The organism is Paenibacillus sp. 01T442 (assembly GCF_056398345.1).
Genome location: NZ_JBFTPF010000019.1, coordinates 48,698 through 75,113 on the forward strand (window position 1 = coordinate 48,698; position 26,416 = coordinate 75,113).

A 26,416-nucleotide genomic window follows, 5' to 3' on the forward strand; every position below is an offset into this window, starting at 1 on the left:
CAACTTCCTTACGCTTCACTTAGATTGGATACATGCAGATCAGGTAGAAGCGTTCATGCTCCAATATAATAACCCGAATGTTATACGAATTCTCGTAGGAGGAAAACCATTATGTTCGATACACTCACCTTAGTAGCGGAATGTAAGATACCAGAAGAAGGACTAAAACGTATGATGGAGCAGAGAGCAAGGGTAAAGTATCTTAACCCAGGGGAAGAAGAAGAGGATGAGCTAACCACCTTCTCCTACGAGCTACAGAACGATCCACTTATGCCTAGACTCAAGTTCAATAGGGATAGAGGGCGAGTAACTATAACCATTCCATGCTGCTCATATTTCATGTTCGGATACCGTATGAAGCGTATGGATGCTACTCATGTATCTGCCTTTATCGATAAGTTACAGCAATCATTCGTTAATGACTTAACTATTGAATTTTTGCGGCCCGCCGATCAGTGGAAGGTTAGAAGTGGGGATGTATACTATGATTTCAAGGTACCCGATGTTGCGGCTCAAGTACAGGCTATTGCACAGCTTTCTTTAGCGGGATACAAGCCAGTTAATTATCGGTTTGAAACTGCGGCCTTTAAGAACGGTTCAAAGGACTGCAAGTTCTACGATAAGAGGTCAAAACTTGTCGAGGATGGATGTCAGGATAAGCGTGACCTTGAACTTAGCCAGAACGTGCTACGATTTGAAGTCGGTGTGGTTCACTACGATATGAATCGATATGTTAAGTCACAGCAACTTGGACATGTCATGTCGGAATCATTCGTCAATGACTACCTGGAGAGGTTTTTAGGGCGGCTCAATTTATCCAGCCTTGTTGCGTCCAATGAGCGGGATATCTATCACAGACTTAAGGATATGTATGACGATAAGTGGGCAAGTACGCTTCTTGGCTTTATTGTAAAGCGCAATAACGGTATACATACAGATAATGCTCGGGTAGAGCGGCAGGAGAGGGAGTATCTCAAGAAGTTAGCCCAAGCTGGAATTGCACCAGTAATTAGTGATGTGCCACTGCCGCCATTACTGTTGCCATGGATGGAAAATGTTCCAAACACACTTAATAATCAGAAACCACTTGTACTACCTGTAGAAGTGGACAGGGGAGTGCAATCAAGCAGTCGGATGGTACTTGGACCGTCCACTATCCCAGCTATAACTGGAGCAATGAGGGCTCCGATCATCGTTCCAAATAAACGTGTTGTTACGGGGTTGAACCTAGCTAATTAACTGTAGAGGGACGGCGGCAACCGTCCCTTTAACCGTACAACTTTCTAATTGGATTGTCGGCTGCATTCCATAAATCCTTTACTTGTTGTATGTAATTTTGTCGATGTGTGGGTGGTAGATCAGAGCTGCCTTCGAAGTTGTCAGCGGTAATAATGGCTACGAATGAGTCTGTGAATTCTATCATGTTTATGGCGCGGCATACATCCTCAATTTTAATGGATACATGACGGCAATATCGGGGGTTCCACAATGCAAGGTGTTTAATTTCAGGAGTGAAATAAGGGGAGAGGCAGGATAGAATCCAGTAAGCAATGAGCTGTCTACTCTGTCCAATCTTCCAGCGGAACTCTGATTCAGTTTTGATGTCAATTAGTGTATTTCCAATGATTAGATCGCCGTCCGCACCGTCTACAAGGGCTGTTACAGCCATGCCAAATCTAGGGTTGCACAGAATTTCGTGTTTCGTAATAAACCGTTCTGAATGCTTCTCTGAGGCCTGTATCAGGGCTTGGAGATCATTGATATCGTCATCATTGGCTTGAAGAATCGTGGGAACATCCCCATTTCCACTTCGGTAGAATTGATCCAATTGTCCAAGTATAACTGCATCTTTGATTACATCTATGGTAAGCCCCGTTTTCTCAGTTATATAAGCATTTCGTCGCTCTACAATGCTCCTAAAGGCTTCAATGATATGTTTACTGTCTAGGATATTAACAGCAATAGATGCGGCCAGATGCTCGCCCTCACGTTCCTGATGAGCACCATTGATGCGTTGTACATACGCTCTTAAGAGATAGTCATACGCGTGCCCTATAACAGGATTAGCGCGGTTTTCACGCTTAACAATGATTGGAGGATGTGAGGGGAAAGCAATGCTACCGTCTACACTTAGGAACGATCCTTTTAAGTTGGGTATTAAAGAAAAGAGAGATTTAATGCTTTCATTGTATTGGAGCAGGTTTGTAATTGAGATTCTAATTACCTCCAGGGTCGTTATTGTTGCTATTCTTGAATTGCTTAAGCTTAGAATAGTAGTCGGATAAAACCTTCACTTGTTGTCGAATCATGTCCCTTAGATTATCGAGATCATCTTCTGAGAAAGGGACCTTATCTTGGATAAGATTCTCCATGATCTTTACTCCTGTGTTCTGTTGGTAAACCCGTATAGAAATATCAATGGATATATCATTTGTCTGGATGAATCCATCTTCTGTAAGATCAAGCTCGGAATACTCCTGATGAGTGACTGAAAGCACCTCAGATTCAATGGCTTTGTATGACTCCATGTCCTCTTTTTTTCCTAAGAAAAAGTGCTGATTGAGTTTCAAACCACTTTCGTAAATCAAGGATACAGGTATATTGTAAAAGTCTGTAAGAACACGAACGGTGGATTTTCGTGGTTCCCCCTCAGCCAATTCTAATTTACGCAATCCATGATAAGTGATCTCATCACATTTTTCAGCTACTTTACTCAATGTGAATTCTCCTGGATAGATTTCTTCTAACTCTTCCCGAATAATTCGTAATTTTTCACCTGTACTTTTACCGACTAACTTAAGAGTCACAAATCCAGGTTTCGTTTGTTGTGTTTTATCGACCATACAATCACCTCTCCTATATTATACAACACTTCGGATAATGATACTAGTTACATTAGTTGACAAGTTAAAACAAATATTGTACGATCATCCCATCAAATGAAAAGGAAGTGTTTGGAATGAAAATTAATCTGATTCAAAAGCTTAAAGAGATTTCATTAGATTTTACTCTGTTGGAAGAAGAGGAGTTGAAAAAGCAATTAGCTTCTCTTGATGACCTAGTTCATGAATATGGTATTGCAAGGTTGAATGGAGAGTTTAGAGACGGAAAACCCAATGGGGTAGTAACGCTTTTCATGAAAGGGGGAGATGTGGAATTTGTCTGCAATGAGGGAATTCCTCAAAATAACATGAAGATCGAATTTACAAATGGTGGTCTATTCGAAGGTAGCTTTCCGATAGGTACGGGCAGATTGATATTTCCAAATGGAATTTGTTATGAAGGACAGATGAAAAAATGTATGCCTTACGGTCAAGGTGTTGTATACCTCCAAGATGGCTCAAAGATCAAAGGGATGTGGTTGGACGGCGAGATTCGTGGAAATTCAATCTACTTTGATAAAGAAGGAAATCCATCACAGTTGCTATTTCAAAAAGAAGACTATAACGAGATACAAAGGGTACAATAAAACGCTGTATTAAAAAGAAAGGGTTGAAGTTATGCAAGAAGAGATTAAAAAACGCGTCATTCCCAATTTGCTATCTGTACATACACAATTTTGGTAGGTCAATTCGATTAACAATAAAGAGTTCCCCAAAAACTTGTTGAATCAATTTCAGGACGGCACCATTGCCGTCCTGTTTACACAAAACTTGCCGATCATCTGGTCGGGAACCATCGGTATTTAGAAATCGAGGTGAAATATTCTGAGTTCACTATTTAAACGTCTTTATCAGTTACTTAGCAGCAAGGATAGGAATCAGTTGGAAGATTACTTAACAGAAATCTTCGCAGAAGTTCTTGTGAAGGAAGGGCTCTTGTATGATTTCTTGAATGCACTAACTGATATAAATGTAAGTCAAACGAAAATCCGTGAAGTAACAACTCAGAAGACATATTCTAAGCAAGATGATCACTTGACGGATAGCCGACCTGACATGATAATACGCTTTTCGGAGGGCGAAAAGCACCATATCCTTTTCATTGAAAATAAACTTGGGACGGAAGAGGGGCATCAACAACTAAAGCGATACGCAGACCATTTACGCTGTTATGAAGCTGATGGGTGCTTTACACATCTTATTTACATAACGAAGGCCCATGATCCGAAGAAGAAGTACGATATCATTCAAAGCGGAAATAATGCAACATTCAATCAAATGCGTTGGTATCAGGTTTACAATTGGCTAAAGGGGCATCAGAGCGAACTTATTAATTTAATTATGGAGTATATGGAGGAAAGCCAATTGAACGATAGCAGACGGTTTGTACCGCAGGATATCTATGCAATTCAACATATGGAAAGGCTAATAAGAATGATGGATGCTTGTCTTGAAGGCAAGGTAGAGGAGACGGTGTCAACTCTCTTTAATAGATCGACAGGTTGGACTAATCGTTTTGTGCAGTTAAAGGAATTTTATCGATATATGAAACAGAACGACCAGGGCAATTACACCGTTATTAATTTCGGATTCCATTTGACGGAGGACGAATATCCTTTAGTATCTATTCTATTTCAAGTAAATCCTAAGTGTACAAATCGTACAGGAATTATCAATGCGATGAGGGGGTTTGTTGAGAAAAACGAAGGCTGGTCTTCTGAGGATATGGATGATAATCAAGCTTGGGCTTCCATCTATTATGATAAAAGCCTATTGGAGTTCTTACCTGCTGATGATCACATCGATGCCATCCAAACTTTCTTCATCTCTCGTCTAAATGAGTTGTATACTCTAAAGCAACAACATCCCGAGTTTGATTGGAAAAGTAAAGAGAGCGGTGTAATTGGGTGACAGAGCTTGGAATGGATATTGAATTAATTACCACTGAGCATGGAATTTGCGCATTCTCACTTGATATTTATGCTAAGAAATATCAAAAGAGGTTAGGGAGGAACACCGTAAAGCAATTAATTGGCTGAATCAGGTATCAAATGAAGAGACACATTTTTTTTGCAGTGGAGATACAGGCTATTACAATAGATGGTTCATTACCCGCGCCACTATTTTAAAGTTAAGGCTTCACCTAATGAGTGGGGGAAAGCACAGAAAGCCATTACTACGGGTGGAAGTGAAGCTAAGACCCAAAGCAGCTTTATTACCATGAATTCTTCTCTAAGTTCCTGAATGAACATAAGCAGCGTAAGCCACATTTTACAAATACTAAGTCAGTTGGTTATGATAGCTAGTTCAGGCAAGACAGATTTCACTTACAGTATTGCTTTCCGTGGCGGCAATCGTTTCTCATGCGAATTTTACATTAATATAAAATAGTAAGGAATTAAACAAGGCCAAGTAGAGAAGCTATCCCAGTATAAGACTGACATAGCTTCTCTGCTTTGTGATTTGTCTTGGGAACGTCTAGATGAGAAGAAAGCATGTCGCATTACGGCTTACATGGATATAGCCAGTGAAGGTTCAATGATAAATTGGGGCATTAATACTCTAATTGCATTTAAAATTTGTAGTAGGGAAGTCCGCTATCTAATTACTAGTGGTGGCTCAGTATACGTGCGAAATCCAACATCAGATTTGGTTTATAAGGAAATTGAAATAGTGCTGAACCGCATTTTTTAATGATGCGGTTCCTTCATATATTGAAATATATCCCTTAGTCCCCTTGAATGAAATGTCATGTGCAGGCTTAACTCCCCGAGCTGCATCTTCCTTACTATATGTAAGGCGTTCCATTAATGATCTTCCACGATCATTGGTGTAGTGCTTAATTATGGTACCCTCAGATGTTTCTACTCTTCTGCATCTGGATATGCAATCGCGGATCTGCGCTTCGCTAGTTACGGTCTTGTCAAGATAACTCCTGAATGCATCCTCATTGGCTATTTTTTTTCGCATACGCTTACCTCCAGAATTCATTATATAAGTATCATATCACGTAAGAATGTAGCCAGCACTTAGCAATTCAGTGGTTATCAATCGGTGTTTAGCTAGCTATGATTAAATGTGATAACTAATTTATTGTGCCTAGCCCCCCATCGATAGTGTCATATCCGTTCTTTACCAATACGCGGACAACTGCCACAAATCCAGTGTTCGCGTGGTGTTGCCTAGTCAAAAGGGCTTGGTGTGTGTGGCTGCCGCTGAAAGGTAAGTAGGATTAATAAATTATTTAATAAAAATCTTGTAATTTCTGGACCAAATGGTTACGTTACGAGTGACGATAAAGGTTCTCTACTGTTCCTCTATCGTTTCTCCTTATATAGCCTCCCTTCCTTACACCAGGGGGGAGGTATTACAACCAAAAAAGGAATGATTTTATGGAAATTTCTGATCTAGATAAGTATGGAGATTTTGGCTTTAGAAAAAATTATGTTAATGATCCCAATGATGTGATGAGTATATATGGTGCACGGAGAGAAGTAATGATGCATATGGATAATTTGCCACTTTCACTTCAGATAAAGACGAAACGCTGTCATGATTCGCTTACTCAAGAACAACTAGGTAAGATACTCCGTTTACCAGCATCAACTGTTAGTATGATTGAAACAGGTCAGCGACTTATTCCCAAAAAAAGTTTAATCGCACTGGCTAAGTACATGTATGCGGACTGGTATGTCGATGGCCAGTTAATATACAGCTATTCAGAAGATGAAGTAGAATCAGTGAAATCTGATGAATACATGGATATCGAAACACAACGTGCATATTGGAAAGAAATATTTGATGGTGAGCCAGATATGAACGGAACAATACTAGGATGATCAAGAGGGCTTATATTTAAGACTAGGGCTTGAAAATTAAGAAGGAGATGAGCAATATGAGCATAAGTGATGAAGAATTCCTAATAGCGCTGGATTTGGAAGATTCGCTGCCACAAACTAGTTTGGCCCAGAAAGAGGCTAATAAATACAAACGTGAGTTTCTTTTGAGTATGAAGAATAGAAAGCCGAATGATTGTGGAGAATCCGAATTTTCCAACTTTAGTACGGAGATTATGGAACGTCGTCTTAAAGATCCAACTTATCGTTTCTCTATTCGAGGTCTACTTAATGAATAAGAGCTAAACGAAGGCGGATGAAAACGAATGATGGGTACAGACAATGCGAGCGAAGCGAGCTTCAGTATTTAGCCGAAGGCCATAATAAATAATGGGGAGCCAGTCACGTATGGACTGGCTTCCTGCATTAATTTCCTATATGTTCTTTCCCGTCATCAGCTCATCTAAATACTCGTTACATGTAACCGCCCTCTTTTAAGCTTATGAATCGGTGGTGCCCAATGACAATATGATCCAAAACCGATACGCCTAGTAGTTCACCAGCCTCTACAAGTCTTCGAGTAAGCTGAACATCCTCAGGACTTGGATCAGGCTGACCAGAGGGATGATTATGAGCGCATATAATACTTGCTGATGAGCGCTTGCATGCTTCGCGGAATACAATCATTGGGTGCACAATGCTTGCGTTGAGACTCCCTTGAGACAGGGTTTCAACAGCGATTATGTGATTTTTAGTGTTAAGAAAGATCACTTTAAATACTTCATGCTGGAGATGCTCAAGTTCCCCCCTAAGTAGGTCGTAAACGTCCTTGGGACTCCTGATTACAGTAGGTGCTTGCTTAGGCATGTTAAGCATCTTCGCAAGCTGTAAGGATGCAAGTAGCTGATTAGCTTTAGCTGGACCGATGCCACGTATCTCCATAAGTTCGTGTTCTGAAGCTTGCATTAGTTCATAAGGTGAGGCGAAACGTTTAAGTATTTCCTCCACAGCATAGCTTCCTGGTTTCTCACAGAGTGTCGTCGCTAACAGATTTTTATATGTGGACATATTTCTCATAGTAAATTACCTCCGAATTGTTAGATAATAAGAAATAGAGGAGCAGCTATAGCCATTCCTCTTGAATGTAAATACATATTTGGTTAAGATAATATTGAGTTGGAATTACACAGGGCGCTTTCCCGAGCGTCCTTTTTCATGTCCTTCGATTTGAATTTCCATACCTACAAGCAATGCTAGATAACGGATGTACATGATTCCGTCCTTAGAATTGAGAGATGCATTGCCGTCCAAACGCTTCCTAAGCTGCTGTAGTACTGTTCTACGCTTTTCTAAATTCTTTAGCATTTAATCCTATCCTCTCTTAACTGACTTTATTCACCCTTTTAAGGTGTCGTTCTAGCTGCTCAGGGTAGTGCTTTTTGAAGTAAGCACGCACATAATGGGCTGCTATGTCCTTCTCTTTTTTCCAAACTCGAATGAAATACGTCTGCAATACCAATCCAGCTACCTTGATCTGGTTCTGAGCTACCAGTTGACGAACCAGAGTGACCATCTCGTCAGCAATTTGTCTTTTCTCCAAGTTTCAACGCCTCCATATAATTGTTGATGGTTTCGTGCCACTCCAAGATGCCGTGTACGGCGTCCGTAAAACAGTTGCTAAACGGATAGTTCTTGCAGAGAATGTAAGTAGTCGCTCTTAAAATTTTTAATTTCCGTACTTCACTAAATCAATACCGTTGATACCTGTGGAGTACTCTTGGAGTCCTCCTTATGGCCTATTCTCACTAAGCCTGATTTTGGGTCTCTGTAAACAGAAAACTCCCTCAATTATCTAAATTCAGATAATCAAGAGAGCTCTATGGGTTTGTTTCTTCTCAACTGTTGCCTTAACATCTTGTTTGCTGCATGCTTGAATGGATCGAAATACGGTGGGTTGCGGTAAAACCTACTGTAACCATCCCAGATAATTCGACGAATCTCATTAATGTCTTCTGTATGCTCTCGTATTAGCTTATGGAACAGCCAGTTAACCTCATAATTTTGGGCCGATAAATGGCCGCTATCATAATAGATTTGTTCATGCCCTATAAAGATGATAGCGACAACACCATAAGCGTTAATCTTTACTTTCTCCTCTATTAAGATTCCTTTGAAGTCTACTAATGAAGCAGGGTACAGAATCTTAACACGGTAAAGTTGGTATTGCGTATAACCTACAGTCTTACTAACTAAAAGTTGCTTGCTCATCTTTTCGTCCTCCATTTTGATATTCTCGTTTCAGTTGAATCCCGTGCCGAGCTAACTCAGTCTTGAGGATTTTTATTAATCTCTGATCCAGTCCAATCAGTAGTTCTGAACTGACTTCCTCTATCGAATCCTTTTTATCGTATCGTTCATTTCTGCTTCCTCCCTTCTCTAGAGGGGTGATCTCACTGCCCCGTCTACTCCCTGTTAAGCTATTGAACGCAAAAAAGACCCACTCAATCCCATTTGGAATGAATAGGTCTTTCAGTTATGAATCATTTTTACTCGTCTTTCCAATCTAGTATATAACTCAGCACCTCGTAAGCACGTTTCTGATCGTCAACGCTTCTGCCTTGGAACTTGGATACCAGTAAGGATAAGTAGTACGCATCCCTCCCCTTTTCAAGTGGTTGTATGAAACGAAATAACTCTTCGAATGGTACATCAAGCGCTGCGGCTACCTTCTCAATACTTTTCATCGTAACATTATTTTCACCGCGTTCAATTCTACCAATGTAAGTGTAATGTAATTCTGCGAGTTCACCAAGCTTCATTTGACTCCATTTACGCTGTTCACGTAATGATCGAATGCGCTCTCCTACTATTTTCATCGTATGACTACTCATGCTACTCACCTCTAAGCAAACGATAGCTTAGAGAAAACGGAGCATCGACAGCGTATTAGTAGTAATAAATATAAAATATAGCGTGAAAGTAACTATTGTGATATATATACTATAGTGAATTTTGGGACTTTTGGTCATAGTCTGGAAGTACTACCTATTGTGGGAAAGGGGGGGGCGCGTTAGGAATCTCAACATTAACTTACAATACATAACTTGGGGTCGAATTTTTTGCGAGAAATGGTTGCCTATTACGAATTTTTTTGACTTTACATAGTACAAAGTGAGATTTCCTCACTGAATAGTCATCGAGAGTATTGATTAACTCACTGATATCAGAAAATCTATATCTAATGAAGGAGTTGTCGAATGAGAACATTATCAGCAATGTTTGTAATTTTGTCATTAGTATTTGTACTTAGTGCTTGTGGAGGAGATTCAAAGAAAGGGGCATATGAATATGCGGTGAGTCAAGCTAAGGAGGCTTTTGCAAAGCCTGCAGTTGGAGTAAAAGAAGTTGAACCATATTCAAAAGACATGGTTACCGTCAAAAAGGAACATGATTCAAACATATATAGTGCATACTTCAAGATAGTTTTAAATGATGGTAAGACCAAGAAAGTATATGTAAGTGAGATTCGTCTTGCTAAGGATCATTGGACTTATGGAGGAATGAGGTACGAATGAAGATATCTTTGAAAATTAAGTTAATCATTCTCTTCGTTATATTACTAATTGAATACAATTTACCTTTTCCAGTACATTTGAAACATCCAGATGTAGGGGATGGGAACAGGGAGGTTTTCGCAATGAGCAATATATATCTATCATCTGAACAAAGTAACAAGGTAGAATTCCCGTTCAGCGGTGGAGTAGAGCAATCCAGGGTTCCATTTGTACTAATGTCCATCACTTTGCCAGTAGGATTATTCATAGTATTTCGTAAAAAGAGGCAGGAGAAATAATTAAGTGGGGGAAAAGACTAGATGAAGAAAATAACAATGCTTATGGTACTATTACTCTTTATTACAGGCTGCGGCCAATCCAGTGGGTTAATACAACAAGGAGTTTACAGTGGCAAAGCAATTGAAGGCATATCAGAAGCTGCCTGGACGTTCAAAGCAGAGCCTGGGACCGCCTTGAGTCAAACGCTTGTTACAGACAGAAATACCTATTTCGGTAGTGACAAGTTGCTCTATGCAGTTAATTCGAAGACTGGAGAGAAGGAATGGTCACATCCCATTGATGGATATCCAACATTACCAGCACTTGCAGGGAATATTTTGTCATATAATGACAATTCGGGTATTCATGCCGTGAATGCCGATAGCGGAGAAGAAATTTGGAAGTATGACTATAATCAACAACTTCCAGACGAAGTGAAATCAAAAGTAACAGTAGCATCCTCAACACATGTATTCATTATTGAACAAACCCAAGGTGGTCGAACATCATTAAAAGCGTTAGAAGCTAAAACAGGAAAAGAGGCATGGAAGTTCGGCGATGATCTATCAGTTACAATGACTCCTTCTCTTTCTCAAGATAAGCTTTATATTCCTGCCGCTGGTAAGATTCATATTATCAATCAAAAGACAGGTATGGAGGTCAAAGTTATTGATACTGAAATGCTCGTTTCTAACGTAGCCGTATCAAAGGATTCCATTTATGCTGTAGGTATGGGAAGTAAAGTTATAGTAGCTTACGATATAAATAAGTATGGGAAACAGTGGGAGTACATGAATGAAGAGATCGCAATGCCAAATATACCAACTCTTACACTACTGAAGGACAAGATTATTGTTTCAGAAATGAAGAATGGCATCATGGTAGGTATTGATTCAAAATCAGGCAAGGAACTTTGGAATGTAAAAGTTGGAGATAAGAAATATCTTGCAACTATTCCTACTTCGATTAGTACTCCTCCATCCGTACTAGAAGACACCTTGTATATTGGTGCATGGGGAGGAGAAAATGAGAAATTTAAAGGTGCTCCAGCTTTCTCCAATCTGATTGCTATTGATGGAAAAACGGGTACGGAACTATGGAAGCAAAGAGTTGATAACTTCATCATGTATCCCCCCTCTTTTATAAACGGGAAGGTTGTTGTTACGAACATGTATGAAACAGTTGTGGCTTATCAGGGGGGCAAAGAAACTAAGTCAGTAATTAAGAAGCAAGATGAGAAAAAGCCAGTGTCAATTAAGACTGATGAATTAACCATTCATGGACTGAAACTCGGTGTCTCTACTGATGATGTTGTGAAGAGTCTTGGAATGCCTCAAGATAAACAGACTGATACATCACTAAATTCCACAATATATAAATACAAGAATTTGGAACTCCTATTTGTTGCTGGTAAGCTTGCCGCGATTAAAACAAATGATAAAGAGTACCAAACTAAACAAGGGATTAGACCAAGTAGTCTCTTGGAGGAGCTACTAAAAGCATATAATGGATACGAGGGTTACTTTGGTAAGAAGCTCGCCATAATTAAGGGTGAAAATGCGCTTCTTATTTTTAACCTGGGGCGTTTCTTTGACAATGATCCATACAGTGTAGGGAACATGAGTATAATAAATATTAAACCAACACTAGATAATCCCAAGTCAGCAGAAGGTTACTACCTAGCTAATTTAATACAACAAGAAGGTGCGATAGCATCACTTATTGATAGCGGATTTGCTTTGATTGATTCTACTTCAATTGAGTCGATAACCGACAAAGTTAGCTTTGGAGAGCAAGCAGAGAAAATCAAATCAAAGGAAGTTGCAGAAAAAAGTCCTGAGCCAAAGAAAGCAGAATCCAATTCTAGTTCCAGTATAAAGGAGTTTGAAGGTCAGTGGAGCACTCCTGGATCTGACGAATTAGCTTTCAAACTTGCTTTTAAAAGCGATACGAAGGGGACTATTTCATTCTTCTTAAGTGAAGGCAAGAAAAGCACAAGTAACATTGAAATTGTTTATGATAAAAAGCAACTAATATATAACTATGAAGGAGCCAATAAGATCACTGTTTTAAAGTTAATTGACTCAAAGACAATGATATTTGAAGGTTACGATGGGAAGCGTACAACTTTGGAAAAGGTAAACGATTAGGCAGCCGCGAGGTTGCTTTTCTTTTTTTTGTAAGCCGTAGCACTTGTAAGGAAGGAAAAGGAAGGAAAATGACGAATTATGGAATATAACTTATTCCAGAAGTAACGGACAAGTAAATTGTATAAAGGGAGTAGGACAATAATGTCCAGTCCTCAATGCGGAAATGAAATTAACAATACTGCACGATATTGTAGTAATTGTTGTAGTCAATTATTTTTGTAGCTCTTTATACTACTGGGGGGATTGCCATGTACTGCTCAAATTGTGGAAAGCTATTGGATGACTCATCGAACTTTTGTTATAAGTGTGGTGAGAAAACGGTGAAAGAAAAAGCCACTGTAGCCGTTAGCAACACTTCTCTTGCTAATAATGAAATACGAAGTTCTACGGCGGGAATATTAAGAGTATCAACTAAGTCTAATTCTAATTCTGTAGCAGGTGCAATAGCAGGTGTATTACGCGAACGTGGAGTTGTTGAACTTCAAGCGATCGGCGCGGGTGCAATAAATCAAGCTATTAAAGCAGTAGCTATTGCTAGAGGATTCGTTGCTCCTAGTGGCATGGATCTTATCTGCATTCCAGCATTCGCTGATATTGTGGTTGATGGCGAAGATCGTACAGGTATTAAGCTTATCGTAGAGCCAAGGTAAGGGATAATCAGTATAAGCAAGAAGCATTTCATCGATTATACAATAGAAGGAAATACAAATGAAAAAGATTATTTATTACCTATGGATGTCTGACGAATGCAATTAAAGGGTTAGTTAACTATGTATACGATAAAATGGATGTAGGCAGATGTTCATGTYATCCATTTATAGAAAACCGAGTCATCTTTCATTGTAATCTTCGTATTCATCCGTAGAAACAATACCAACGATTCTTTTCCATATACAAAACATTTTCTCGTTTCATCAGCTCCTTCTAGATCTTTTACTACGTATGTCTTAGCCTGCTTCAAAGGACGCAAGGGATTAACTCATGAACTTGTAGCGGTTAAGCTAAATGATGCTCAACTCATTGCTGGAGGAATATCTAATGCGAGCCAAGGTTCTTACGAAGTAATTATGGTGATCCGCGGCGACGGAAACGATAGCGATTTTGCTGTATTGAATGATCCTTGCGTAGCTCAGGAAATATCTAATTCTAAGATACCTTGCTAAGGTAGCTAAATTCATAGTGGACATGCTTGGAGAGCCACAGCAAGGCGTTAGAGAGGTTAAGAAGTATATTCAGTACAAGGAGGAAGCCCTATAACAATAATAGAGGCAATTGGAAGGTATTCCGTAAGGCAGAGGCTGGATCTGCGGCAACATACTTTGTGCTGTTGTTCCTATTAATCACTATAGGGGCTGGAATCATCTTCTTCGTTATGCCGCTAGTCTAATATTGTTATAGTTTTTTGAAACTGAACTTCATATTAGTCGTAGTATATTATAAATCTTAACGAGAGGACTGAGAGTTTAATGACAAAGGCTGATGACAGAGGCTTCCTTATAGTTGAAGAAGCAAATGAAACAATAGAAACATGGATTAACAAACCATTTATATCAGATGAGACACGTAATCAATTAATAGATTCAAATTTCCTAATAGTTCCACGAGAGGGGTTTCGTGATATTGAATACCCTGTCTTTCCAGTAGGAACAGAAGAACTGTTTGGCTATTTACGCGAAAATGCTACAGATGCACTAGTGCCTGATATCTGTATAGATGAACAGGAATATAAGGAGTTGGCATTACATAGTGATCTTTATATTATAGGTAGCTTCATAATGGAACACTTGGCTGCTCCACTGGCTGTTAGTCTACTAGATGCCTATATAAAAAACAAGTTAGGGTCAAAGGAAGAAAAGGCGAGCGTAAACGTAGAGATTACTGTTGTTCAAGAAGGTAATAAAAAAGCTACACGGATTCACTACCAAGGTCCTGCAAAAGAATTCCAAAGAACTGTTATACCATTACTTCAAGAGAACCAATCTAGCGAAGTGGGGCCGATGGAAGATGGAAATGGAACAGATTAAGAAGTTGTTAAGTGAAGTTATATCAAACAATGATTCCCGAGATGCCGAGAAAATATTGCGTTCTATAGAGTCATTAAAGCAAGATGCGGTGAACATAGGAGATCAAGTCCTTGCAAAAGAACTGTGGTGCTCTGGCCAAATACTTCTTATACAAGAAAAGTTTGTGGAAGCCTTCAAACACTTAAAGAAGATGGAGTTTTACAAAGGTTGGTGTTGCTTTGAAAGAGTAGAGCTAGAACTTCATTTTTTGGAGCCTCATTTCAATACGGAAGATGATACTTATATGTTAGCCTTCATTAAGAAACATACAGAACAGTTCCAATCTCTATTCCCATATAAAATTTTTATGAGCAGTGAGATTCTGGAAAAGGCTAAGGAATGTAATATATGCAATCAGCGTGTGTCCATAAGAAAGCCTTGTGGTCATAAGGTTGGAGATATATATAATGGTGAGATGTGTATTCGCGTAGTTACGGATTGCGAATTTTTGGGGGTTGCTATGGTTGAGAACCCCGTGAATAGATACTCAGTTCCGTTTATCAAGGACCCAGTTACAGGGGAAACTGTTGATCAATATAACTACACAGCTGTTAGTTATGCATCAGTGAGATTAGCATCTCCATTTCACGGATGGGATGTAGAATGGACAAAAGCATGGCATCCTCACTCAAGGTATAAGCACATAGGTCGCAATGATAAATGCCCCTGTGAGTCTGAGAAAAAATATAAACATTGCTGTATGAACGAAGTTGGTGTACTAAGACCGCATTGTGATATTACATTCCTTGAACCACTCCCAATGGAACTAATGACCATTGAATATACTAATTAGAGGGCAGTTGGTATTAATCAGTTTATTTGTTCCTTTTGCTCAGGTACTTCCCAAGCCAAGTGGTTCATATGCGTTTCGTGTATCCTTACAAACATGAAGATCGATTTTTGGTCAACAACGAACAATGTAACTGAGCGCAATACCAAGGCAAATATCAAAAAGTAGAAAGCTCCAAAACCTTATAAATTAGGACCTAAGGCGCTTTTAGATCGTCATAAGACACGCATGCACACACTCGAAAAAACAGGAGACCCAGCCCCGTCGGCTAGGTTTTTTTTCTGGTGGCTAGAACCCTTATTGCATAAGGGTTTACCATGATTATTATCAAGTAACATGCAAATGATGAAAGCATTGTGATAACATCTGCCGCTTTATTCTTGTTAATAATGTTGCGTAGGTGGCAGAAACAAGGAGGAACCCTGTAGTCTGTTAAATGAAATCCACATAAGACATAAGTCGAATAAGGACAATTAGGTGTCTATGCATTTATGGTGTTTGCCCTTTTGTGGTTGAAAGCAGGAATGGTATCGGTTGTTCTCGAATTTTAGTAGGTGGAGTAATCAGTACGCTCTTACATTTACTGACAGTCATTTGTCTCATAAATAAGGTATCATTGAGAGTGCAAAGATTAATAAATGGCAAGAACGATATTGAGGGGGTACCGCATTGCTGAAGCTTGAAAACATAAAAAAAGATGCGATCATAAATGGATTGCTTACTAATGAAGCTGTTCGCATATTGAGTGTAGAACAAGTGGGTCCAGACGCGATTACGATATATTTTAAATCAGCAAGTGGTGTACTACAGGAGCGGATGCTGTTCCGTAGTGATGAAACGAATCTCTCCCTAACGCAAACGGGTAGACCTTGGGCATTTGATGCTGATGGAGATGCCTTTAAGTTGGCAGCTGAAGCGTATCGGATAAACCTTGCACATTTGTTCGATCCCATGATGGCCGTGCATACTTCAAACGTAGAACCATTACCGCACCAAATTACGGCTGTGTATGAATCGATGCTTCCGCGACAACCATTACGGTATGTGCTTGCGGATGACCCAGGTGCAGGTAAAACGGTCATGGCGGGGCTTCTGATGCGTGAACTTTTAATACGTGCAGATGCTCGGCGTATACTCATAATTTCACCAGGCAGTCTTGTGGATCAATGGCAGGATGAACTGTATGAAAAATTCGACTTGCAGTTTGAGATTTTTTCAAAAGACATGGAGAATTCAAGTCTTTCAGGAAATCCCTTTGAAGAGCGAGATCAGCTTATTATACGATTGGATCAATTGAGTAGAAGTGAGGACTTGCAAGATAAATTAAAGTCTACGAACTGGGACTTGATTGTCGTGGACGAGGCACATAAGATGTCAGCAAATTGGTATGGCCAAAAAGTAAATGAAACGAAGCGGTTTAAGCTAGGTAAGCTAGCTGGAAGTATAACTCGTCATTTCTTGCTGATGACAGCGACGCCACACAATGGAAAGGAAGAGGATTTTCAATTATTCCTTTCTCTTCTTGATTCGGACCGATTCTATGGGAAATTCCGCGATGGTGCCCACCAGGTTGATGTAAGTGATCTAATGCGTCGAATGGTCAAAGAAGAGTTAGTAAAATTCGATGGTACGCGGCTATTTCCCGAACGGCGTGCAATTACAGTAAATTATCAGCTCTCTGATTTGGAAGCAGCTCTGTATGCTCAAGTCACCACTTATGTGAAAGAAGAAATGGACAAAGCAGACCAATTGGAGGATCAGAAGCGTAAAGGTACAGTAGGGTTTGCATTGACGTCCTTACAAAGGCGCTTAGCCTCCAGTCCTGAGGCGATATATCAATCATTGAAAAACAGGAAAGAGCGGCTCCAACGGCGTGTTGAAGAAATGAAAGTCCAGCAGCGTGGTAAAATTGTATGGGACAATGTGTATGATTCTCCAGAGGATATATACGAATCGGCAGACGAATTCGCCAACGGACAATATGAAGACTTTGAAGAAGAAGTGACCTCCCAAGCAACAGCAGCTCAAACGATACAGGAGTTAGAGTACGAAATTATGGCGCTTGATCGACTAGAGCAGTTGGCGCGGGAAGTAGTTCAATCGGATCAAGATACCAAGTGGGCGGAGTTATCCAAAATGCTTTTAGATGAGCCCCACATGCTTGATGTAACGGGTAAACTTCGGAAACTCATTATCTTTACCGAGCATCGTGCTACACTTAACTACCTTGTGAATAAGATTAGTGGACTTCTTGGTCGCACGGATGCTGTAGTTACGATCCATGGTGGCATAAAACGGGAAGATCGCCGTAAAGTTCAAGAGCTTTTCCGTCACGATCCAGTAACCGTGGTTCTTATTGCGACAGATGCTGCTGGTGAAGGTGTGAACTTGCAGAATGCAAATTTAATGKTAAATTATGATCTGCCGTGGAACCCTAATCGCCTAGAGCAACGCTTCGGACGTATTCATCGTATAGGTCAAACCGAGGTGTGTCATCTTTGGAATTTAGTAGCTGCAGAGACGCGCGAAGGTGATGTTTTTCAACGTTTGCTCAATAAGCTTGAGATTGAAAGAGAAGCTTTGGGTGGGCGTGTATTTGATATCTTAGGCGAGGTATTCCAGCACAAGTCACTGCGTGATCTCCTAATAGAAGCCATCCGCTATGGAGACAGTCCAGAAGTCCGAGAGCGACTTGAAGAACAGGTAGAGGGTGCTTTGGATCCAGAGCATTTAAAGGAAATCATGAACCGCAATGCTCTTTGCGAAGAAGTTATGAGCCCAGAACGTCTATATAAGGTAAAAGAAGAAATGGAGAAGGCACAGGCACGCAGATTGCAGCCGTATTTCATTCGTGCATTCTTCCAAGAAGCTTTTGCTCGATTAGGTGGCGAGCTGAAGGAAAGGGAACATGAGCGATACGAAATATCTCATGTGCCCGCCGTGATTCGCGAGCGAGATAGGCTGATAAGCGGAAGGAATCGAGGCAATCGTAAGCCTGTACTTAACAAGTATGAACGTGTCTGTTTTGAAAAACAGTTGATTCGCGTTACTAACAAGCCAATGGCGGGATTAATTCATACGGCGCATCCTCTAATGCAATCCGTAACCGACCTCATCTTGGAGCGAGAGCGTGGAAAACTAAAACAAGGGACAGTGTTCGTCGATAGTAGTGATGACGGAATAATTCCTCATATGCTTTTTATGGTAGAGCATGCTGTTCGTGAGCAACAAGTGACAGGTTCAGCGCTAGAAGTTTCCCGTCGTGTTCAGTTTGTTTCTATTGATGAGCAGGGTCATGCTTCGATGGCAGGTTACGCACCTCATCTGGATTTGAGTAAGGCAAGTCAGGAAGAACTGGTCTTGGTTTCGGACATCCTAAGAAGTCCTTGGCTTGTAGGGGATTTAGAGTCAAATGCAACTAGATATGCAGCTCAGCATATTGGGGCACAACATTATGAGGAAGTCCGAGATCGGCGAGAACATGAAGTGGAACGTACACTCCAAGCAGTCCATGAACGACTTGTGCGTGAGATTAATTATTGGCAAGACCGTTATCTCAAGCTAGAAGAAGACATTGCAGCTGGGAAGCAACCACGTGTACAATTAGAGAATGTCCGTCGCACTATCGATGATTTGACGGCACGATTAGAACAACGGCGCAAAGAGTTGGAAGCTAGGAGGTTCGTTGTCTCCTCTACACCGATTATCGTTGGTGGTGCTCTAGTTATCCCAGCGGGGTTAATAGCCCAAAGGACTGGACAACGGCCATCTGTTGATGCCGCTAGTCGTAAAAGAATTGAACTAATGGCGATGCGAGCGGTTATGGATAAAGAAAGACAGCTTGGGCATGAAGTCATCGACGTATCCGCTGAGAAATGTGGTTKGGATATAACAGCCCGTATACCGCTTGGAGAAGGTAAATATGGATTGGATCGCCACATTGAGGTTAAGGGCCGCGCCAAAGGCCAAAACACAATAACTGTAACCAGAAATGAGATGCTGTACGGATTAAATCAGGGCGACAAGTTCATTCTAGCTGTCGTCATTGTGGATGGTGACACGGTTGACGGTCCTTATTACATTCGCAATCCATTTCAAGAGAAGCCTGATTGGGCTGAAGTCAGCAAGAACTTGGACGTAAATCTATTAATAGAGCGATCAGAACGAAATTCTAGGACAGAAGTGAGTGAATAGAACGTGACACAGCTCAAAATTCCAAAGAAATTAATAGAAGTTTCATTACCATTAGATGATATAAATGAAGCGTGTGAAAAAGAAAAGCAGCCGTTTACTCCAAAGCATCCGCGTTCAATCCATATATGGTGGGCACGAAGACCATTGGCAGCAGCTCGTGCAGTTCTCTTTGCACAACTAGTAAATGATCCAGGATATGAACGCCATCTTCAACGAGGTATAAATAAGGAAGCGGCACAAAAAGAGCGTGAAAGATTATTTAATATCATGAGAAGACTTGTGAAATGGGAGAATACCGCTAACGAAGAAGTTCTCAATGAGGCTAGGGTTGAAATATGGAAGAGCTGGCGAGAGACATGTGAATTAAATAAAGGGGTTCCTGGCTTTGATCCAGGTAAGCTTCCTGCTTTTCACGATCCTTTTGCAGGCGGTGGATCAATACCACTCGAAGCTCAGCGACTTGGGTTAGAGTCTTATGCGTCTGACCTTAATCCTATCGCTGTAACCATCAATAAAGCAATACTTGAGTTTCCATCAAAATTTGCTGGACTACCACCCGTAAATCCAGAGTCTCAAGAATATATAGTTCAAACACAAGATGAATGGAGTGGGGCCAGGGGACTTACAAACGACATAATATTTTACGGAAAGTGGATGGCGGCTGAAGCTCGAAAAAGGATAGGACACTACTACCCTGAAGTGGGACTTCCTTCAGAAAGTGGCGGAGGGAACGCAAAAGTCATTGCTTGGATTTGGGCTAGAACTGTGAAGAGTCCGAATCCTGCTTTCAGTCATATTGATGTACCCTTGTTATCGACATACTGGCTGTCTACTAAACCTGGAAAAGAAGTTTATGTTGAACCTGTAATTAGTGGAGATGATTATTCTTTTAAAGTAGTTACAGGCGTTCCAGTAAATCCTGAAGTGGTGAAATCTGGAACAAAGGTTGGGAGAGGTGGAAATTTCACTTGTTTGTTATCGGGATCGCCAATAAGTGTGAACTACATTCGGAGCGAAGGTCAAGCCAATAGGATTGGCCAGAAATTAATTGCTATTGTTGCTGAGATAAAATCAGGGAAGTTATACCTATCTCCTAACGAAAATATGGAAGAGGTAGCTGTTAATATTGAACTAAAGTGGAAACCTGACTTGGAGATAAACTACAATCCTAGAGATATACGTACGCAGTTGTATGGATTAAACACCTACGACAAATTGTTTACCCCTCGACAAATACTTGCATTAAATACATTTTCAGATCTAGTAAATGAGGTGAAAGAAAAGGTAGTTAGGGATGGGATTTTAGCCGAAAGACAAGAAGATGAGTCAAAGTCTTATGGAAATGCAGTTGCAACCTATCTAGCTTTGGCAACATCACGTTGGTCGGATATGTCAAACAGTCTATGTAGTTGGAATACAACAAATCAAAATGTAAGAGCACTGTTTTCAAGGCAAGCTATCCCGATGACCTGGGATTTCGTGGAGTTATCACCATTCTCAAAGCTTGGGTCATGGTATTCAACCGTAGAATCAATTTCTGCGTTAATGAGTAACTTCGCACCAAATTTTTTTGGTGCAGCGAATCAAGTAGATGCACAGCTACAAAGTGTTAGTATGGATAAAATCATCTCAACTGATCCACCATACTATGACAATATTGGATATGCAGATTTATCCGATTTCTTTTATGTTTGGCTACGCCGTATGATGAAGGAGATTAACCCGAGTTTGTTCGCCACAGTTGCTGTCCCAAAGGAAGAGGAGCTTGTTGCAACACCATATCGGCACGGTACCAAAGAAAAGGCGGAGTCATTTTTTATGAATGGAATGACACGAGCAATGCATAATTTAGCTACCCAAGCACATCCAGCGTTCCCAACAACGATATACTATGCCTTTAAACAGTCTGATACCAATAATGAAGGAACTGCTTCAACGGGGTGGGTAACGTTCTTGGAGGCAGTAATTACAGCGGGATTTACAATAACTGGGACTTGGCCATTACGTACAGAGAGAGCAGCTCGATCAGTTAGTTTGGATTCAAATGCACTTGCGTCATCAATAGTCCTGGTCTGTCGTAAAAGACCAATAGAAGTAGTGGGAGTATCACGCCGTTCATTTATCCGTGAATTAAATGAAAATCTACCCACTGCATTGGAGGATATGGTAGGTGGCAACCAAGAGATGTCTCCAATTGCTGCTGTGGATTTACAACAAGCAGCAATAGGCCCTGGCATAGCTATTTATTCTAAGTACTCTGCTGTATTAGAAGCAGATGGATCAACAATGTCCGTAAAAAGCGCTCTTCAGCTGATTAATCGTGTTGTTGATACTTTTCTAAATGCTACTAATGGAGATCTAGACACAGACACTTTATTTAGTATTAACTGGTTTGAACAATATGGTTGGAACACTGGAGAGTATGGGCAAGCGGAGGTCTTAGCGACCGCAAAAGGAACTGCAGTAGATGGATTGCATCAAGCTGGCGTCCTAAATGCCTCTCATGGTAAAGTTCGCTTATTTAAATGGCAAGAATATCCTGCTGAATGGAGACCAGAACAAGACAATCGAACTCCTGTCTGGGAAGCACTTCACCAGTTAATTCGTGCACTTCAACAACAAGGAGAGCAAGCGGCAGGTTCATTACTTGCAGGAATGCCAGATCGCTCAGAGGCTATTCGCAATCTCTCTTACCGTCTCTACACAATATGTGAACGTAAAGGTTGGGCAGACGATGCTCGTGGCTACAACGAGCTTATTGCAAGCTGGGATGCAATTGAAGCAGCAGCTCATGAAATAGGTCACCATGGAACACAGATAGAACTATTTTAACTGAAGTGCAGTTAAAAAGGAGATAGATGGTTATGAGTATAAAACCTTGGCGTGAAATTGCTATACCGCATCAAGATGTACTGCAAGGAACATTTCAACAATCAGAGTTCGCCGCAGATTTAAGCCTTGTTCATAAAGGTACAGCATCCAATGAATACAATGATCCGAAGCTCTTCTATTCCAGAACATATATAACGGAAGGTATGAGATTGCTCCTGGATTCTGTTATTAAGAGGTTAAGTGGGCGCGGGGGAGATCCTGTTATCCAACTACAGACTGCGTTCGGTGGCGGTAAAACGCATACCATGCTTGCTGTTTATCACTTGGCATCTGGTAGAGCACCTATAGGCGAACTGCAAGGTTTATCTTCTATTGTTGATGCTGCTGGTATAATGGATGTTCCGAAGGCTAGAGTGGTAGTTCTAGATGGAAATGAGCTTTCACCGAATCAGACGAGCAACAAAAACGGGACAATGGTTCATACCATGTGGGGAGAACTCGCATGGCAACTTGGACAGTCCGAAGCATATGACATGGTCAAAGATGGGGATGTAAGTGGCACTTCACCAGGTAAAGCGGTGTTGGCTGAACTATTAAGCAAGTATGCTCCTTGTGTCATTCTCATTGACGAACTTGTTGCATACCTACGTCAGTTTGAAGAAGGAAGAACCTACGCAGGGGGGACTTTTGACTCCAACTTGTCCTTTATTCAAGCGTTAACGGAAGCTTTGAAGGCTGTTCCTCAAGCCATGATGCTTGCTTCTCTGCCTGAATCGCATGCAGAGCTTGGAGGCATTCGTGGGCAGCAGGCCTTAGATGCACTAGAGAAGTATTTCGGACGTGTGCAGGCTCTTTGGAAGCCTGTCGCGACGGAGGAAGCATTCGAGATCGTCAGGCGCAGGCTATTCACAAACATCACGGATGTACATACGGTTGAAGAAGTGTGTCGTGCGTATGCGGAACTATATGTACACAATAGTGCGGAGTTCCCTACGGAGACACAGGAGAGCCGTTATCTGGATCGATTGAAGCAATCATACCCTATTCATCCAGAAGTATTTGACCGACTATATGAGGATTGGTCATCCCTGGATAAGTTTCAGCGTACACGCGGTGTACTTAAGTTAATGGCAAAAGTAATCCACCAGCTATGGACAGAAGGCAATGCCTCACCAATGATTCAATGTAGTGACCTCCCGTTGAACGCTCAAGATGTTCGCAATGAGATGGTGTATTACCTGCCTCAAGGATGGGACCCTGTACTCGAACGTGATGTAGATGGACATCGTGCCGAAACCGTCACTATTGATCGAGATTCCCGATTTGGTGCTTATCAAGCTGCGCGGCGGGTAGCGAGGACAATCTTTTTGGGAAGCGCTCCGAGTGTAATGCTTCAAGCGCAGCGTGGGGTAGATCAGTCGCGGATTCTTCTCGGTTGTGTGCAACCAGGCCAAACAATCAGTGTTTATAAAGATGTACTTCGCCGAATGAGCGATGTTCTACACTATTTGAATAACGTCAACAACCGCTTTTACTACGATACAAGGCCTAATTTGCGTCGTGAGATGGAAGATCGCAAAACACGCTTTAAAGAGACAGATCCAGAAATTCGGACTCGTCTAGGTAGGATGCTGGATACTAGACGGGAGTTCACAGGTGTACATATCTTCACGTCGTCTGCGGACGTTCCTGATGACGAGGAGTTGCGTTTGGTTGTTCTTACGACGAATGGTACTTTCAGTCGTTCAGAGCACAATCAAGCTGAAGTGTTTGCAAATGAAATATTAACCAAGCGAGGTAGTCTGCCACGCAGCCATCAGAACCGTCTGATTTTCTTGGCAGCTGACTATGAAGCCTTGCAGCGTCTTCGTGAAAGTGTTCGTACATTATTATCGTGGGATTCCATTGTCAAAGACATTAAAGATGCGAGGCTCAATCTAGATCGCATTCAGCAGAAGCAAGCAGAAGAACAGCTTGCACGTTCGCAGGAGATCGTTACTCGCACATTGCKGGAAGCTTACAAATGGCTCTTGGTGCCTTTTCAGGAAGCTATAAAAGGTCAAGGCGTATCAGAATTGAAATGGGAATCAATATCTATTCAGCCCAATGCGAGCGATGCTATGCTGGAAATTGCAAGCAAGCTTAAAGAAAACGAGCTCCTCATTACGATGTGGTCACCCGTTCATCTACACTCCATGTTGAATATGTGGTTCTGGAAAGATGACTTGAATGATGCGCCTGCACTCGATGTCTGGAAGAAGACATGCCAGTACTTATACCTACCACGATTGCACAATCAGGCTGTTTATCGTCAGGCTGTTGATACAGGCTTACGTAGCCGTGATTTCTTTGGTTTGGCGTATGGTAGATTGGGTGAGAAGTATCAAGGATTTGAACTGGAGCAGAGCGGGAATGTTATTTTAGATGGGACTACACTGCTGATTCACCCAACAGTGGCTCAAGCTTACGATGCCGTGCAAAAACAATTGAAAGCACAACAGGAAGCGGAATTGCTAAGAGATTTTACTTCGATAACCCCTACTGGTGGAGGGACACCTCCTGTTGAACAAGCAGATCCAACACGACCAATTAGTCCCGTCGATCCTGAGCCACCTGTTGTAACGCCTCCAGCGCAAATTATGAAGAGACGTTTCTATGGCAAGGTAAAGTTACCATCAACAACTGCGAAGATGGATTTTGCAAAGATTTACGATGAGGTGTTAAGCCACTTCGCACTCAAACATGATGGTACGGTTACGATATCTATCGAAGTCGAAGCAACATCAGCGGGTGGATTTGATGAAGCATTCCAGCGCATTGTTCGAGAAAATGGTGGACAGCTAAGATTCAGCACAACTGAGTTTGAGGAATAATTGTTCCAACTCTTAAGAGATGTTGGGTATCATACTTCTAATTTTGAACGTACTATTCTAATAAATCGAAGCTGGTATTGAGTATGGTTGGACAAATGGCTGAATAACGACCTGATAGGCTTAATTTTTTGTCGCGATGAGCTGGGTGAGTTCCTATTGATAAACAAAAACCAACAGCAAGAAATTACTGAACTAAACAAAATGCGGATCAATCGAAGTGCGTTACAAATTTAGTCAAAGTCCAGGCAGAGGATAGGTCGCGGGCAATTGCGGATTACTCGCTACATCTCGTTCAACTTCTTCAAAGGGCTATACTTGATGCAGGAATACTAGTAAACTGGGCAACAAATAATGAACATACGAATTATTTGTAATGATGGAAGATCGTCTCAGTCCAACGAATTTAATGAGTAAGTTGATGCTGGATGATGACGGAGAATCTATATTCTGGGAGGATATCTTTCAGGAATCCCAATTGAAGTGGCTGGAAATCTCATCGATGCAAGGGTGAACAGGCTATTAGAGCAGGGAATCATTCAGACACGTGAATATTTGTAGTTGGATAAATAGAACTTATATTATATTGCTGAAAGTCGGGTAGGAATATTTTATGACATCAAAACTGTGACTACACCCGTAGATGCCTGTGTGGCAATATTTTCGGACAGGGGTTCGACTCCCCTCACCTCCATACAAAGAAGAAAGCACCCTCAACGGGTGCTTTTTCTTTTGTATGTGTGAGCAAGGAGTTGAACCCCTTTAGGGTTCGCCAGCGCCGACCGGAGTGTGAGCGGAGGGAGCACGGCATTGAATGGTAAAGCTAGGGTAGTCATCAGTGAGTGGGCTTCGTCAGTAAGTTGGATAGACATTTCAATACTTCCTTAACCTCCATACAGAGAACCCGCTCGCTGAGCGGTTTTTTTCCTGTCTAAGGGTGGAAATGTAGACGGATTGTAGACAAGA

General features: G+C 41.2%; 23 protein-coding genes and 1 pseudogene. 16 read left to right on the forward strand and 8 right to left on the reverse strand.

Annotated elements, in window-relative coordinates; all coding sequences use genetic code 11:
* Nucleotides 1-111 precede the first annotated feature (111 nt).
* Nucleotides 112-1,239 (forward strand): hypothetical protein, encoded by a 1,128-nt coding sequence (locus tag AC1DLM_RS17115; RefSeq protein WP_477570640.1) that lies wholly within the window; start codon nucleotides 112-114, stop codon nucleotides 1,237-1,239.
* Between the two features lie 28 nt (nucleotides 1,240-1,267).
* Here AC1DLM_RS17115 and AC1DLM_RS17120 read toward each other — a convergent pair whose 3' ends face one another.
* Both AC1DLM_RS17120 and AC1DLM_RS17125 read right to left on the reverse strand, forming a co-directional pair.
* Nucleotides 1,268-1,828 carry a hypothetical protein gene (locus tag AC1DLM_RS17120; RefSeq protein ID WP_477570641.1) on the reverse strand — a complete coding sequence of 187 codons (561 nt, stop codon included), beginning with the start codon at nucleotides 1,826-1,828 and terminating at the stop codon, nucleotides 1,268-1,270.
* Between the two features lie 388 nt (nucleotides 1,829-2,216).
* Nucleotides 2,217-2,843, reverse strand: a complete 627-nt coding sequence (locus AC1DLM_RS17125) for a hypothetical protein (RefSeq protein WP_477570642.1) — start codon at nucleotides 2,841-2,843, stop codon at nucleotides 2,217-2,219.
* Nucleotides 2,844-2,959: 116 nt separating this feature from the next.
* On the opposite strand from AC1DLM_RS17125, the gene AC1DLM_RS17130 reads away from it, so the two are divergent.
* Together AC1DLM_RS17130 and AC1DLM_RS17135 are read left to right on the forward strand one after the other, a co-directional pair.
* Nucleotides 2,960-3,469, forward strand: a complete 510-nt coding sequence (locus tag AC1DLM_RS17130; protein ID WP_477570643.1) for an MORN repeat-containing protein — start codon at nucleotides 2,960-2,962, stop codon at nucleotides 3,467-3,469.
* A 295-nt stretch (nucleotides 3,470-3,764) separates the two neighbouring features.
* Nucleotides 3,765-4,793, forward strand: coding sequence for a PD-(D/E)XK nuclease family protein (locus AC1DLM_RS17135; RefSeq protein ID WP_477570644.1), 1,029 nt, complete (start codon nucleotides 3,765-3,767; stop codon nucleotides 4,791-4,793).
* A gap of 732 nt (nucleotides 4,794-5,525) precedes the next feature.
* Here AC1DLM_RS17135 and AC1DLM_RS17140 read toward each other — a convergent pair.
* Entirely contained in the window at nucleotides 5,526-5,852 is a 327-nt protein-coding gene (locus tag AC1DLM_RS17140) for a hypothetical protein (RefSeq protein WP_477570645.1), read from the reverse strand.
* Nucleotides 5,853-6,274: 422 nt separating this feature from the next.
* On the opposite strand from AC1DLM_RS17140, the gene AC1DLM_RS17145 reads away from it, so the two are divergent.
* Both AC1DLM_RS17145 and AC1DLM_RS17150 read left to right on the forward strand, forming a co-directional pair.
* On the forward strand, nucleotides 6,275-6,721 hold the full coding sequence (locus AC1DLM_RS17145) for a helix-turn-helix domain-containing protein (RefSeq protein WP_477570646.1): 447 nt from the start codon (nucleotides 6,275-6,277) through the stop codon (nucleotides 6,719-6,721).
* A 56-nt stretch (nucleotides 6,722-6,777) separates the two neighbouring features.
* Nucleotides 6,778-7,017 (forward strand): hypothetical protein, encoded by a 240-nt coding sequence (locus AC1DLM_RS17150; RefSeq protein ID WP_477570647.1) that lies wholly within the window; start codon nucleotides 6,778-6,780, stop codon nucleotides 7,015-7,017.
* A gap of 175 nt (nucleotides 7,018-7,192) precedes the next feature.
* Here the strand turns inward: AC1DLM_RS17150 and radC are convergent, their stop codons facing one another.
* The 5 genes from radC to AC1DLM_RS17175 form a co-directional block, all read right to left on the reverse strand.
* Complete coding sequence (radC, locus tag AC1DLM_RS17155; RefSeq protein ID WP_477570648.1) at nucleotides 7,193-7,795, reverse strand: RadC family protein; 603 nt, start codon at nucleotides 7,793-7,795, stop codon at nucleotides 7,193-7,195.
* A 105-nt stretch (nucleotides 7,796-7,900) separates the two neighbouring features.
* Nucleotides 7,901-8,083 carry a hypothetical protein gene (locus tag AC1DLM_RS17160; protein WP_477570649.1) on the reverse strand — a complete coding sequence of 61 codons (183 nt, stop codon included), beginning with the start codon at nucleotides 8,081-8,083 and terminating at the stop codon, nucleotides 7,901-7,903.
* 16 nt (nucleotides 8,084-8,099) lie between these two features.
* Nucleotides 8,100-8,318, reverse strand: a complete 219-nt coding sequence (locus AC1DLM_RS17165) for a hypothetical protein (protein WP_477570650.1) — start codon at nucleotides 8,316-8,318, stop codon at nucleotides 8,100-8,102.
* A 266-nt stretch (nucleotides 8,319-8,584) separates the two neighbouring features.
* Nucleotides 8,585-8,986, reverse strand: coding sequence for a hypothetical protein (locus AC1DLM_RS17170; RefSeq protein WP_477570651.1), 402 nt, complete (start codon nucleotides 8,984-8,986; stop codon nucleotides 8,585-8,587).
* Between the two features lie 278 nt (nucleotides 8,987-9,264).
* Nucleotides 9,265-9,609, reverse strand: coding sequence for a helix-turn-helix domain-containing protein (locus tag AC1DLM_RS17175; protein WP_477570652.1), 345 nt, complete (start codon nucleotides 9,607-9,609; stop codon nucleotides 9,265-9,267).
* A 366-nt stretch (nucleotides 9,610-9,975) separates the two neighbouring features.
* Here AC1DLM_RS17175 and AC1DLM_RS17180 point away from each other — a divergent pair, with 366 nt between their 5' ends.
* The 11 genes and pseudogenes from AC1DLM_RS17180 (at nucleotide 9,976) to AC1DLM_RS17230 (ending at nucleotide 25,964) form a co-directional block, all read left to right on the forward strand.
* On the forward strand, nucleotides 9,976-10,293 hold the full coding sequence (locus AC1DLM_RS17180) for a hypothetical protein (RefSeq protein WP_477570653.1): 318 nt from the start codon (nucleotides 9,976-9,978) through the stop codon (nucleotides 10,291-10,293).
* Nucleotides 10,290-10,571 (forward strand): hypothetical protein, encoded by a 282-nt coding sequence (locus AC1DLM_RS17185; protein WP_477570654.1) that lies wholly within the window; start codon nucleotides 10,290-10,292, stop codon nucleotides 10,569-10,571. The genes AC1DLM_RS17180 and AC1DLM_RS17185 overlap by 4 nt, the downstream gene beginning before the upstream one ends.
* A 21-nt stretch (nucleotides 10,572-10,592) precedes the next feature.
* Nucleotides 10,593-12,701, forward strand: coding sequence for an outer membrane protein assembly factor BamB family protein (locus tag AC1DLM_RS17190; RefSeq protein WP_477570655.1), 2,109 nt, complete (start codon nucleotides 10,593-10,595; stop codon nucleotides 12,699-12,701).
* Nucleotides 12,702-12,949: 248 nt separating this feature from the next.
* Nucleotides 12,950-13,012 (forward strand): annotated as a pseudogene (locus tag AC1DLM_RS17195) (zinc ribbon domain-containing protein); the annotation flags it as partial.
* Between the two features lie 84 nt (nucleotides 13,013-13,096).
* Nucleotides 13,097-13,351, forward strand: coding sequence for a stage V sporulation protein S (locus AC1DLM_RS17200; RefSeq protein ID WP_477570675.1), 255 nt, complete (start codon nucleotides 13,097-13,099; stop codon nucleotides 13,349-13,351).
* An 816-nt stretch (nucleotides 13,352-14,167) separates the two neighbouring features.
* A complete protein-coding gene (locus AC1DLM_RS17205) occupies nucleotides 14,168-14,725 on the forward strand; it encodes a hypothetical protein (RefSeq protein WP_477570656.1) in 558 nt (185 codons plus the stop codon).
* On the forward strand, nucleotides 14,706-15,557 hold the full coding sequence (locus tag AC1DLM_RS17210) for an SEC-C metal-binding domain-containing protein (protein WP_477570657.1): 852 nt from the start codon (nucleotides 14,706-14,708) through the stop codon (nucleotides 15,555-15,557). Before AC1DLM_RS17205 ends, AC1DLM_RS17210 begins: the two co-directional genes overlap by 20 nt.
* A 666-nt stretch (nucleotides 15,558-16,223) precedes the next feature.
* A complete protein-coding gene (locus AC1DLM_RS17215) occupies nucleotides 16,224-19,748 on the forward strand; it encodes a helicase-related protein (RefSeq protein ID WP_477570658.1) in 3,525 nt (1,174 codons plus the stop codon).
* Between the two features lie 3 nt (nucleotides 19,749-19,751).
* Nucleotides 19,752-22,580, forward strand: coding sequence for a DUF1156 domain-containing protein (locus AC1DLM_RS17220; RefSeq protein ID WP_477570659.1), 2,829 nt, complete (start codon nucleotides 19,752-19,754; stop codon nucleotides 22,578-22,580).
* 32 nt (nucleotides 22,581-22,612) lie between these two features.
* Nucleotides 22,613-25,453, forward strand: a complete 2,841-nt coding sequence (locus tag AC1DLM_RS17225) for an ATP-binding protein (protein WP_477570660.1) — start codon at nucleotides 22,613-22,615, stop codon at nucleotides 25,451-25,453.
* 373 nt (nucleotides 25,454-25,826) lie between these two features.
* Nucleotides 25,827-25,964 (forward strand): hypothetical protein, encoded by a 138-nt coding sequence (locus AC1DLM_RS17230; protein WP_477570661.1) that lies wholly within the window; start codon nucleotides 25,827-25,829, stop codon nucleotides 25,962-25,964.
* The last annotated feature ends 452 nt before the right edge of the window (nucleotides 25,965-26,416 follow it).